Source organism: Weissella cibaria KACC 11862, from assembly GCF_000193635.1.
GTDB classification, from domain to species: Bacteria; Bacillota; Bacilli; order Lactobacillales; family Lactobacillaceae; genus Weissella; species Weissella cibaria.
On sequence record NZ_AEKT01000057.1, the window covers coordinates 39,538 to 53,711 of the forward strand.

At 49.5% G+C, this 14,174-nt stretch carries 2 protein-coding genes and 1 tRNA gene; 1 reads left to right on the forward strand and 2 read right to left on the reverse strand.

The genetic code is table 11. From position 1 onward, the window contains the following. Window positions 1-130: 130 nt before the first annotated feature. On the reverse strand, window positions 131-13,117 hold the full coding sequence (locus tag ESE_RS0110790) for a hypothetical protein (RefSeq protein WP_010375187.1): 12,987 nt from the start codon (window positions 13,115-13,117) through the stop codon (window positions 131-133). Window positions 13,118-13,368: 251 nt separating this feature from the next. Here ESE_RS0110790 and ESE_RS0110795 point away from each other — a divergent pair. Next, window positions 13,369-13,439 (forward strand) — tRNA-Cys (locus tag ESE_RS0110795). A 79-nt stretch (window positions 13,440-13,518) separates the two neighbouring features. Here ESE_RS0110795 and ESE_RS0110800 read toward each other — a convergent pair. Continuing rightward, window positions 13,519-14,130 carry a stage II sporulation protein M gene (locus ESE_RS0110800; RefSeq protein ID WP_010375188.1) on the reverse strand — a complete coding sequence of 204 codons (612 nt, stop codon included), beginning with the start codon at window positions 14,128-14,130 and terminating at the stop codon, window positions 13,519-13,521. Between the last annotated feature and the right edge of the window lie 44 nt (window positions 14,131-14,174).

Consider the following 14,174-nt stretch of genomic DNA (forward strand, 5'->3'; position numbering starts at 1 on the left):
CAACAACAAAAATTATTATACATACATATCTACACCTTTGCAACCCCTTTTTTAAAATAAAAATGCACACAATGAATATTCATTGTGTGCATTTGCTATAAACCCTTGCTATATAAGCATTTATGATTAACTATTCTTCTTCATTTTCTTTCTTTTTGGCTGGTAAAAAGAACCATCCAAGGAAGCTTCCAAAGAATAATAGTGTCACCACATTGGCTGCATTCAAGTGCCAATCATTCATGAAGCGGCCTGATAAGTAGTAAGGCATCCGCCAACCATGGCGCAATAGTGATGCATGACCATCTTGTTGCTGCGTCTGGTTAATATCTGATAACGCAACCCGTCGATCCTGAATCCGGGCGCCCTTATTATCTAGCGCACGGTAAGCGGCTGCCCCAGCCAATGTCCGTTCACCAATTGTTTGACCAACAGCTGGTGTCGCTTGATCAATCGATGTTACCGGCATGCCGGCCCAACGATACTCAGGCGCACCAGTTGTCGTAACCGTCACAACCGGTCCAGGCACCGCCACCGTCTGTGGTACTGTGTACGCCAACATTGCTGACGCTGGTACGGTTTGACCAGCCGACACTGCTTGTACAACCGTCGCCGTAGTCGATAGACCTGCCGCGATGGTTTGTGCGTCCGCTAGTAGCTGTTGCGCTGTTTGTAGCGCTTGCTGACCTACTACTTGGTCGACCTTAATTTGGTTAATGGCCTTTGCAATATCAGGTGGCGTTGTCGCTGCATCAATTGCTGCCAGCTGATCACGGGCATTATCCAATGCCTGTTGCGCAACCTTAAGTTGTGTCTGTGCACTCGCTAATTTATCAGCTAAAGCTTGATTTCCAGGATGCTGGTTAACCAAATTTTGTAATTGATCAACAATATCTTGAATCTGCTTCACGTTATCTGTTAACTGATTAATTTGTTGTTGTACGGCATCCTTAGCTGCATCTTTGGCTGTTGCCATCTCATTGGCGACTGACGCCTTTGCATCTGCCAAGTCTTGGTTCGCTGCCTTAACCGCATCTGTCACGGCTACCCCGGCTGCTTGGGCGGCATCATTTAGGTTATTAACCGCATCTGGCGTTGTTGCTTGGCCAATCTGTTGCAATTGATCCTGCGCCGTTTGCTTAGCATCTTGCGCATCACCCAACTGTTGCTTGGCATCCGCCAACGCTTCCTTAACCGCCTGAGAATCTGGATGTTGCTTAGCCAAATCATTCAGATCTGCAATGTCCTGCTCAATTTGCTTGATTTGTTCATCAATACGGTCAAGTTGTTGGTTAATCGCATCCGTTGCTTGCTGCTTAGCATCTGCCAAATCATCAGCTGCCGCCACTTTCGCATTCGCCAAATCTTGGTCAGCCTGCTTCCGATCCACATCAGCTGCAGTCGTCTTATCACTGATCGTCTGCAACTTTTCGGTAACATCCGCCAAGGTCGTCGTTTGATTCTTATCCTGCAATTCAGTCTTAGCTGCTTGGGCCGCTTGATAGCGACTTTGTGCTTCCGTCAATTGCATGTTAGCATCCGCGAGCAAATCTGCAATCTTTTGATTATCCGGATTTTTCGCAGCGATCGCACGAATTTGTGAAATGTCATCCTTAATCTGCTCAATGTCTGCCTGAATCGCTGCCAAACTAGCATCAGCTTGCTTCATCGCATCCGCAACCGCATCCGCCAAATTATCAGCTGACTTGGCACCGGCCTGCTTCAACTCGGTTTGCGCATCCGCCACAGCTTGATCAGAACGCTTTTCATCAGCATCCCCTGCCGCTGTCTTTTCAGCCACCTGTGCCAATGTTTTGGCATCATCAACCGTTGCTAATTGTTGCTTGGCATCCGTCAACGCATCATTCGCCTTATCCAATTGATTCTGGGCATTCGTTAGTGCGGCACGAATATCCGCATCATTTGGATTCTTATTTGCAATATCCGTGATTGTCTCAACAATCTTTTGGATTTCAGCAACGTCATTCTGAATAGCGTCAATATTATCCTGCAAATCTTGCTTGGCCGCATCCTTCGCCGCAGCTAGGTTTTCGGCTGATTTTTGTTGACCAGTTGCTAACGCAGCATCTGCATCTTCCTTATCAACACCCGCACTAGTCTCGTCGTGAGCGATTTGATCTGTTACCGCCGTAACATCAGCCAGGGTCGTGGCATCTGCAATTTTAGCTGCCTGCTGTTGCGCATCCTTCTGCGTCGCTTGTGCTGTGTCGAGTTGTGTTTGCGCATCAGCCAACGCATTTGCAATTGTCGTATCACCCGGGTTATCAGTCACTAACTGTTCAAGTTGACGAATGTCTTCTTGAATACCGGCAATGCTTTGTTGAATGTCCTGCAAAGCTTGGTTAGCAGCCGTTGTCGCGGCTTGCTTAGCATCATTCAACTTAGCATTTGACTCAGCTTGCGCCTTATCAACGTCGGTTTGTGCTTGCGTTGCATCCCCATCCGAATAATCAGTTTGCGTTTGCGCCGCATCCACAATTTTTTGCACATCAGCCAAAGTTGGTTGATCTTCCACTTGGTTCGCAAGATTCGTGACATCAGCCAATGACTGTTGCGACTCTGCCAATTGCGTTTGCGCATCCGTCAACAAGTTAGCAATCACCGTGTTACCTGGATTCTTGTCTTGCAAATCAGTTAACGTCGCAATGTCATCCTGAATATCACTGATATTTTGCTTAATTTGCGCAATATTGTCAGCCAACGCCACATCAGCCGCCGTCTTTGCCGCATCCAAATTAGCATCCGACTTCATTTGTCCGTCGCTCACATCACGGTCAGATTGAGTCAGCGCGTCGGCTGTCGCCGCAGCATCCTGTGTCACGGCATCCGTCAAGTCAGTCACGGCCGCCATGGTTGGCGCATCCGCAACCGCGTCAGCTTGCTTTTGTGCATCCGCCAACTTATTTTGTGCGAGCGTTTCTTGCGCTTTAGCATCATCCAGGAGGGCCGCAATCAATGTATCATCAGGATTCTTCGCAGCAATCTCCGTCAACGAAGCAACATCAGCTTGAATCGCTGCCAAGTCATCTTGCATTTGCGCGATTTGATCCGCGATGGTGTCATCAGCTGTCGCTTTAGCAGCTGCCAAGTTCGTTTCGTGCTGGGCTTGGGCATCAGTTACATCTTGGTCAGCTGTCGTCTTCGCATTATCTGCCGCCGTTTGCGCAGTCGATGCCGCGTCAACAGCCGTTTGGACATCTGCTGGCACCTTGGCCGCATCAACAGCTGCCAATTGATCCTGGGCCGTCGCTAGCGCACTTTCAGCCGTCTGCAATTGTTGCTGGGCATCAGCTAATTTAGCTGCAATCGTGTCATCACCTGGATTTTTATCCACCAAATCCTGCAATGTTGCAATGTCATCTTGAATCACGTCAATGTCATTTTGAATGACCGCAATATTTTGATTAATCGCCGTCTTTGCATCTGCTTGATCGCGTGCCAAGTCCTTAGCAGCTTGCGCTTGGGCATCAGTTACATCATTATCCGCGGCCGTTTGCGCATCCGCGGCTTGCTTAACGGCATTGTCTGCCGTCGTCTGCAAATCAGCCACATCCGCCAACGTTGTCTGATCAGCCAGCTTTGTTTGGGCGTCTTCAACCGTTGCCCGCTCGTCTTGCGCATTAAGCAACTGCTCCTGCGCATCGGCCAAATCGGCCTGAATTTGCGCATTATCCGGATTGTCCGCCGCAATTTGTTCCAAAGCATCGATGTCACTTTCAATCTGCGTAATGTTCTCATCAATTTGTGTTAATTGATTTGTCATTTGATCGGTCGCCGCTTGTTTAGCCGCCGCCAAATTCTGGTCTGACTGCGTTTGGGCAGCCGTCACATCATTATCAGCAGCCGTTTGTGCATCTGATCCAGCCGTTTGATCAGCTTGGGCCTGCGTAACCAATTGATCAACCGCAGCCATAGTCGGCTGATCGGCAATCGCATCCAACTGATTTTGCGCGTCGTTCTGTGCGGCAGTTGCATCAGTTAATTGATTCTGGGCATCGGCCAACTTATCTGCAATCACCGTGTCACCCGGATTCTTATCAGCCAAACCTTGTAGCGTTGTAATATCATCCGTAATTTGGGCGATGTTATCCGCTAGGCCATCAACAATTGTTTGAATCGTGTCCGTTGCCGTCTCCTTAGCCGCTGCCAAATTGGCATCATGCTTAGTCTGCGCATCGCTGACATCTTGGTTAGCTGTTGTTTGCGCAGTCGTTGCTGTCTCACCTGCCGTTTGTGCGGTGGCAACTGCCTGATCAACATCCGCCGGTACCTTGGCCGCATCAATCGCTGCTAATTGATCTTGCGCATCGGTCAGCGCTGTTTCTGCCGTCGCCAACTGCTCCTTAGCATCAGCCAAATCATTAGCAATTTGGGTATCCGCTGGATTCTTATCTGCCAGATCCGTTAACGTCGCAATATCATCCGTAATCGTCGTGATGGCATCTTGAATCGACTTGATGGTCTCATTGACCGTCGCTTTGCCTGCCACCTGATCAGCTACCAAATCTTTGGCTGCTTCGTCTTGGGCCGTTGCCAAATCCTGGTCGGCCGTTTGTTGCGCTGTGTCAGCATCAGCCAATGCCGTTTCACCAGCCTTTTCTTGCGTTGCCACGTCAGCAAGTGTCGTTTGCTCATCAATCGCATCCAACGCCTGCTGAGCAGCGTCCTTAGCTGTTTCTGCCGCTGCTAACTGTTCCTTGGCATCGGCCAATTTATCTGCAATCGTTGTATTAGTTGGATTATCCGTGGCAATTTGTTCAAGCGCATCGATGTCAGCCGTAATTTGGGTAATATCATCGTCAATGTCACTCAAATTTTGGTTAATGGCTTCCTTGGCATCATCCTTAGCTGTTGCCAAATTCGTGGCGCTTTGTTGTTGCGCATCAGCCACATCCGTTTGGGCCTGATTCTCATTTTCTTGTGCTTGTGCGACCTGATCAGCTGCATCATTCACAACATCAGCGACGTCAGCCAACGTGGTTTGATCAGCCACCTGGTCCAAGTCACTTTCAGCTGCCGTCTTAGCCGCTTCAGCTTCAGTTAACTGCTGTTGCGCATCTGCCAGCTTATCCGCAATTGTGGTATCACCCGGATTCTTATCTGCTAAATCTTGCAATGTCGCAATATCATCCGTGATATTTTGAATATTATCGGCAATGGTTGCGATATTATCCGTAATTGTGTCGGTCGCGACCTTTTGCGCATCCGCCAAGTTTTGATCAGACTTTGCTTGCGCATCAGCCACATCCTGCGCCGAATTATCCGCTGTCGTCTGTGACAAGTCGGCCGCATCTTGCCCTGCTTCACGCGCATCAGCCACTTCAGCCGGTGTCGTGGCATTATCAATCGCCGTTAATTGATCAGTTGCATCAGTGAGCGCGCCTTCAGCCGTTTCAAGCTGCGCCTTCGCGTCGGCCAACTTGTCGGCAATCTCTGTATCCGCTGGATTCTTCGCCGCGATGTCTGTTAATGTCGCAATGTCATCGGTGATTTTATCAATGTTATCCGTAATCGTCGCAATATCATTGTTAACCGCCGTCTTCGCTGCAGCTTGGTCAGTTGCCAAATCTTCACTAGCTGCAGCTTGCGCATCCTTCACGTCTTGATCAGCGGTCTTTTGCGCTGTATCTGCGGCCGTCACCGCCTCATCGGCGACTTCTGTTTGATTCGCCACATCAGCCAATGTTGTTTGATCGGCCACGGCGTCCTTGGCTGCTTCTGCCGTCGTTTTAGCATCTTCCGCCGCTGCTAACTGTTCCTTCGCATCTGCCAACTTGTCGGCAATGGTCGTGTTGTCTGGATTATCAGTTGCGATTTGTTCAAGTGTCGCAATATCAGCCGTAATTTGGGCAATATCATCATCAATCGTCGCAATTTTATCCGTAATCGCTTGGTCAGCCGCCTTCTTGGCATCCGCCAAATTTTGATCGGCTTGGGCTTGAGCTGTCGTTTGATCGGCCTGAGCCTTTTCCAAAGCCGTTTGTGCCGTATTTTCATCCGTTTGACCCGCGTCAACGGCCGTTTGCACATCTGCTAATGTCGTTGCTTGGTCAGCCACTGTCTTCTGATTCTGAGCATCTGTCAAAGCCGTTTCGGCAGTTGCTAATTGTTGTTGCGCATCCGCCAACTTATCCGCAATGCTCGTATCAGTTGGATTGTTTGCCGCCACCGTCGTCAAATCGGTCACGATATCCTGAATCGCCGCCACGTCAGCCGTGATGTTGGCAATATTTTGGTCCAAAGCCGTGTCAGCTGCCGCCTTGGCTGCTGCCAAATTGGCATCCGACTTTGTTTGTGCATCAACCACATCCTGATCTGCCGTGTCTTGCGCCGTTTGCGCCGTGTCACCTGCTTGTTCAGCCGATGATTGCGCTGTGGCCACTTCAGCTGGTGTCGTTGCTGCCGCAATCGCGTCTTTTTGGTTTTCAGCCGTGGTTAACGCCGTTTCGGCTGTAGCCAATTGCGTCTTGGCATCGGCCAGTTTATCTGCAATTTCTGTGTCTTCTGGATTCTTCGCCGCAATGTCCGTCAATGTCGCGATATCTTTATTGATTTGGTCAATATTATCCGTTATCTGATCAATTTGATTCGTCACCGCAGTCTGAGCAGCCGTTTGATCAGCGGCCAAATCAGCCCCTGCCAAATCCTTGGCATCAGCCAAGTCTTGGTCAGCTTGATCCTTATTACCAGTCGTCGACGTTACCGCTTCCGTCACGATTTGTTCTTGGGCCGCCACTTCAGCTGGTGTCGTTGCCTGCGTCACGGCATCTAATGCTTGTTCCGCGTTCGTTTGCGCCGTTTGCGCATCCGTTAATTGCTGTTGCGCATCTGCTAGCTTATCTTGAATCAATTGATTCGTTGGATTATCAGCCGCAATTTGTTCAAGGGCCGCCACGTCCGCCTGAATTGCGGCCACATTATCCGTAATCGTCGCTAAGTCTTGTGTAATGGCATCCTTGGCCGCTTGTTGCGCGTCATCCAAATTACTGTCCGACTTTGCCTGTGCTGCAGTTTGATCGGCCTGCGCATTTTCCAAAGCAGTTTGCGCTGCATCTTCATCCGCCTGGCCAGCATCAACGGCCGTCTGAACATCCGCCAGCGTTGCCGCATCAGCAACCGCTGTTTTCTGATTCTGAGCGTCCGTCAACGCGTCGTTCGCCGTCGTCAACTGGGCCTGGGCATCCGCGAGTTTGTCCGCAATGTCCGTATCGCCCGGATTATTATCCGCGAGCGTCTGTAACTCATCCACAATATCTTGAATAGCTGATACATCATCTGTGATATTTGCAATATTCTGATCTAGTGCCGTATCGGCAGCCGTCTTTGCCGCTGCCAAATTGGCATCTGACTTTGCTTGCGCATCAGTCACATCCTGGTCAGCCGCATCCTTAGCATCGCTCGCCGTTTGACCTGCAGTTTCGGCCGTTGTTTGGGCTGCCGTCACTTCAGCAGGCGTCGTGGCATTGTCGATTGCCGTCTTTTGATTTTGCGCTTCTGTCAACGCAGTTTCAGCTGCTTGCTGTTGTGCTTGGGCATCCGCCAACTTATCCGCAATGTCCGTATCATCTGGATTATTTGTCGCAATCTCTTGCAAGGTCGCCACATCATCCGTAATCGCAGCAATATCATCCGTGATTTGGGCAATTTGATCATCAACAGCCTTTTGGGCGGCCGCTTGGTCAGCTGCTAAATCAGCATTTGCCAAGTTCTGTGCGTCATCCAAATCGGTTTGGGCTTGTGTCGCATCCCCATCAGAATTAACCACTGCCTGACCGGCTGCATCAGTTTGGGCTTGAACATCTGCCAACGTCGTCTGATTATCAACCGCATCTAACGCATCCTGCGCGGCCTGCTTTTCCGCCTGGGCGTCGGTTAATTGTTGTTGCGCATCGGCCAACTTATCCGCAATTTGCGTGTTCGTTGGATTATCAGTCACTAGTTGTTGTAGGTCCGCAATATTATCCTGAATACCATCAATATTATCTTGAATAGCTGTCAGGTCAGTGGTAATCGTTGTTTTGGCCGCTGTCTTTGCGTCAGCCAAGTTATCTGCTGACTGAGCGTTGGCTGTGTCCAAGGCTTGTGACGAATCAACGACCGCTTGGTCAGCTGTTGCTTGATCAGTTGCTGCTTGATCGACTAAATCAGCCACATCGGCCAGGGTCGTCTGCTCATCGACTTGCGCGAGTTGGGCTTGGACGTCCTTCAAGGCATCGGCTTGCTTTGCCTTCTCATCTTGGGCCGTTTGCAACGCATCAGCGATGGTTGAATCACCTGGGTTGTTCGTCACCAAATCTGTCAATTCCGCAATGATATTGTCAATTGCCGTCCCATCACTCGTAATTTGATCAATATCGGCTTGAATAGTGTCCTTGGCCGTTTCTTTGGCATCCGCCAAGTTAGTAGCCGATTGATTTTGTGCCGTTGTGACGTCGGTATTGACCGCTTCGGCTGCTGCCTTGGCTGCATCTTCATCCGCCTGACCTTGCGTTGTTAAGGCGTCGACCTGAGCCAACGTTGTCGTTTGGTCAACATTGGTCAATTGCGTTTGTGCATCGGTCAATGCATCCTTTGCTGTTTGCTGTTGTGTCAACGCATCGGCCAACTTATCCGCAATCGTTTGATCACTTGGATTGTTGTCGGCCAAGGTTTGTAATGTTGCCACATCCGTTGCAATTTGGGCGATTGCATCATTAATTTCATCAATGTTATCTTGCAATGCATCCTTTGCTGCGGCTTGGGCCGTTGCCAAATTGGCATCATTTTGACGCTGCGCCGTTGCCACATCTTGCGTTGATGTTGTCCCGGCCGTTTCAGCTGTCGTTTGATCAGTCGCTGCCACATCAACTACCGCTTGCACGGCAGCCGGTGTCGTTGCGTCTGCAACCGCTGTTTGTTGTGCTTGCGCATCCGTCAACGCCGTTTGGGCATCAGCTAGCTGTTGCTTTGCGTCGCTAAGCGCGTCCGCAATGACTGTATCGCCTGGGTTATTCGTCGCTAACGTTTCAATCGTGGCGATATCTTGCGTAATCTGGTCAACCTGATTCTGGATGGCATCGATATTACCTTGAATTGTCGTTGTGGCTGCCGTTTGCGCTGCCTGCAAATCAGCTGCTGCTAACGCCTGGGCATCAGTCAAATCTTGATCAGCTGCTGTTTTCGCTGTCGCGCTCGTTGTGGCTGCAGTTGTCGCAGACTCTTCAAGCGCACTCACACCTGCTAAAGTCGTTGCCGCATCAACGGCTGCCTTCGTATCCTTAAGATCAGATTCTTGTGTCTGAGCAGTTGCTAATTGTGCCTTAGCGTCCGCTAACTTTGCCGCAATTTCTGTATTCGTTGGATTATCCGCCGCAATTTGTGTTAGCGCCGTAATATCATCCTGAATTGTTGCAATATCATCCCCAACTTGGTCAAGTTGATCACCAATCGTTGTCTCGGCACTTGCTTTAGCGGCCGCCAAGTTGGCATCGCTCTTCGCCTGGGCTGTCGTCAAATCAGTTGTTGATTGCGTGGTCGCATCAGTGATTGCTGTTGCAGCTGCTGTCGCGGCATCGCGGGCCGCCTGTACTTCAGCCGGTGTGGTCGCATCAGTCGCATCAGCATACGCTTCAGCCATATCTGCCAATTGATTGTTCGCCGTCACTAATTGTGCATTGGCATCATCCAAGGCCGCTTGAATATCGGCATCGCCCGGATTGTTATCAAGAATTGTTTGAATGGCCGCAATATTATCTTTAATCGTTTGAATATTGGCATCCGCCTCATCCAATTGTTGTTGAATGGCGCTCGTTGCCGCCGCCTTCGCATCCGACAGTACCTTCTCTGCTTCAGCCTTAGCTGCTGTCACAGCATCATTGGCCACAACCAGCATATTCTGGGCATCCTTACCCGCCGCATTCACGGCCGCTTGTTGAATCTGAACCGCTTCAACCGTTGTTAAACCGGGCACTTCACCACTTGCTGTATCAACGTCGGCTTGCGCCTTATTCGCCGCATCCAATGCATCTTGCGCATTAATTAACTGCGTTGCAATCGTCGCATTATTCGGATAATCCTCAGCCAACTGTTGTAGTTCGGCAATATTTTGTTCAATTTGTTGAATCGCCGCTTGGTTAGCCGTCGTTGTTGTTTCGGCGGTTGCCGTTGCTTCATCTTTAGCGTTTTTCAAATTCAACGCATCTTGCGCCTGCGCGGCTGCTAGATCTTGGTCGGCAATTGTACGTGCCGAATCGGCTGCCACTTGGTTTTGATCAGCGCCATCGCTTAAGTTCGTCACATCCGCAATGGTTGCCGCACTATCAACAGCTGCCAACGCTGCTTCAGCCTGCGTAAGTTGTGATTGTGCATTTGCCAAGCGTTGTTGCGCATCGGCCAATAAACCAGCAATGGTTGTATCCCCCGGATTGCGATCAGCTAACGCTTGAATGGCGTCAATGTCCGCTTGGATTTGCGTAATTTGTGTGTTGATATCATCAATATTGGCTTGAATATCCGTCTTGGCTTGGGCTTTTGCGGCGTCCAGTGCCGCTTGCGCATCTGAAATCGCCGTTTGCAAGGCGGTCGTTGCATCGATCACCTGTTGCGTTGTTGCTTGCCCGGCCGCAGCTTGAGCCAACACGTTATTCAAATTCGTTTGCGCATCCGAAACTGCCGTCACCGTTGAAAAGCCACTTGAATCCACGGCCTTCGCTGCTGTTTCAGCATTATCACGGGCCGTTTGCGCATCCGAAACCGCCGTATTATACGCTGCCAGCGCCGCTTTATAATCCGTTTCGGTTGTTGCCGCATTCACTGCAGCCAACGCCGCCGTCACCGTTGGCTCATTAGCGACTTCGCCAGCCGTCGCAGGGACCGCTTCGTACGTAATGGTATATGTTTTATCGGTTGCGCCAAACGTACCAGCCGGCGTCTGATTGGCTTTTGTGCCATCAACGAATGAGACATAGCCTGACTTTTGCACAACACCCGCGGCACTATAGGTACCATAGGCCGTGCCGGCGTTTGAGCGCGTCTCATCAGGGTACTGTTGAATCATTTTGACCGCATTTGCCGTATACGTTACGGTATAGCTCGGTACTGCTAAGGCACCCGCCGACGTTAGGCTAAACGCCCCCACAATCGTATAAGACCCATCGCTATTTTTAACCAGGTGCGTCGCTTTCGACGTATCTGTATCCAACGTGTTACCCGCTGCATCTTTGATTGTGGCCGTCATCCCCGCTGGCACTTGAATCGTATTCGCTGGGTACTTGTCATTCGTGACCCCCGTCAATGAGGTTGGTGACGCTGACACGGCATTATCTTGCGCCGTGCTTCCTGCCGTACTCAACCCAGTTGCTTTGTTGTACGTGATTGTTGCTGTTTGCGGAGCTGGCGTTAATTGCACATAAACTGTTTTATCAGTGTTACCAAAAGTTGCCGCTGATAAGTCCGCCCCAAGTTTCGTTGTTAAGGCGGAATCTGAATAAACACCACTGACACCGGTGTAGCCATTACTCTTGGCGGTCGCTAATGCAGCAGTATAATCCGCATAATCCGCTGCAGCCGTGGCCTTCTGCCCATCGTAATTTGTCCCCGCTGTCCCCAATTCAACGGACGGTACCGTTGATAGTACGTGGCCATTCTGGTCCACGAAGACCGTTGTCAACTTTGAGTTTTTCGCGTATTGCACATTAATAATGTTGTTCGCGTCGGTGTCAGATACCGTCAGTGGCCCCGTCGTTGACTTGGCTGTGCCATACGTCGTCCCTGTATACGTGTAACCGGCAATGGTTGGCGCCGTAAACGTGTGCGCTGTCCCCGTCGTGTTAGTTGACGCACCAGACGTCACAATGCCTAACGTGTCATTAACGTTTGACTTAATTGTCGTGCTTGCCTGCCCTGAAATAGCATTGCCTTCTTTGTCAATGTAGTTAACCTTGGTATCTGCGGTTGGCAACGTCAAATCAAACTCACGAATTGTGACACCCTTTTGTGAATACTTAGCACCGTCGGAAGCCTTAAATCCCACCGACATCGTTGAATTCACACCGTCAGTAATCGTAATTTGCTTTGAAGCGGAATAGGTACCGTTATCGGCCTTAATTGTCAGTGTTCCCACACCATTCGAATACGTATACGTGGCCGTCATTTCTGCTTCCAAATTGGGATCAGATGGGCCAGCCCAACCATCATCAGTTTTACTGTCCGGACCCGGACCACTAAATCCCATCAAGCTACCACCGGTGCTATGGTCAAATGACTGAAATCCCGTGGTGCCAGAGACCGTATTCAATTTACCGCTCGCGTCAGTTGTACGGAAACCGGCAACTTGCGTACCATCACTTCCGTCAGATCCCAGAATACTTCCACCGGTACCATCGGTTGGATTAACCAAATTTGTGGCATCACCATCATTTTTATAAAAGTCAATTCCCCATTGAACGGCGTTTGGAATCCCTGGCACAGTCGTGCCATCATCTTTTTTCTCTTCACCCATTCCGAGCGAACCACCGCCACAACCGCTAGTCCCCAATTTATTAGGCGCAATTGGTGCCAAAACTAACCCCAAGAAGTCACCAGCCCCATTCGATGGATTACCCGTAATCAAACCGGCCGTTCCACCAGTGTTGTACTTCGTCAAATTTAAATTAAATTTCATCGTCCAACTGGCCGTCATGTCCAGTTGCTTGTTAAAAGCAATCGCACCTTGGTCCTGGCCCGATGTATTCGTCAACGTTGTAAATGTCGCACTTTGCCCGTCATACGACCCACTCGCATTTGAAAAACCAGCTCCCGAACCCGTGAAGTTTGTCGTCACTTGGGTTTGCGTTGACTTAAAACTGTGGTTACCACCATTGGCATCCACCACATTATTAATCGTCTCCGCGGCTGCCGAGCGTGATGAAAACAGCACGTTTCCCACCTTCACTAACGGTGAACTATCTTTCGTTACCGTTGTGCGTGGCTCATTATTCCCCAATTCAGTCTGAACTTCATCCAATAGTTCCGGCCCGGCAATACTTGCCCCAACCGTTAGGGCCGTCATCCCCGCAGTCACCCACATGCGGCGATGCTTTGCCTGTTGCGTATTCGCTTTTGCAAAATCATTCTTTTCCATAAGTCTGCCTCTATCATTACTTGTTTATGTATTCTCGCCACTCCAGGAAGTCACGAGACTCCCCCTCACTGTGTATGATACGAGGCGATTTTTCCTTTTCAGTGATAGAAAACAGAAGTTACAATGGTTAAACTATTGCGTGAAGTTATTAAGCATATTGCTTGACATCTTAGAAAATGCCCTATTGAATTGCAAGATGTTCACATTTCCCCTATAATATGTATTCGTGGTACAAATACTATGATTAATTTGGTAGTGTAGCCAAGTGGTAAGGCACCGGTCTGCAAAACCGCCATCGCGGGTTCGATTCCCGTCACTACCTCTAAAGAAAATCCCCAATCGGAAGTGTCGCTCCGATTGGGGATTTTCTTTTTATTATCAAGAATTTACAGCTTGTAACGCTACTTCGCCATATTCAACAACGCTGGAGTGATAAAACTCTCAATGGCACCAGCCAAAATTGCCATTGGCAACACCACCACAATTAGAATTATGATAATGTGACGCCAGTCTATGCCATGCCACCAGCCTTGCTTCGTCCGGATGTTTTGCCAAATCAAGCGGAAAGTTTCCCAAGCAATACTAAATTCCAACCATTGCATGGGCATTTCGACAATACTGTGCGGAAAAATACCCGCAAAGAAAGTGGTCACGGGGATTGGCGATAAGCCAAGTAAATAACCAATTGAGGCTGGATTCATCACCGCGGTCACCCACCAAAATGGAATTGGAATCAGTGATATCGCCACCGTGGCTAAACCACCTAAATAGTTGTGCCAAGTCAATTGCACAAAACCACCAAAGGCGCCGCTATGATTGATTTTGTGCGACGATGCATCGTTTACGAAATTTGCTTTAATCGATTTCAAAGCCAAATCATGTAGCCCAAAAGCATTGAATTTCACTAGTGCTAACACCACAAACCAAATCACGACATTGATGATGGCAAAAATCACCATCGTGCGCCAATACCGTCGAAATGTTTCCCGCCAAATTGTCCCAATTTTCGTCATATACCCAATTCTCCAACTTCTTTTTTCACTATTATACGCAAGAA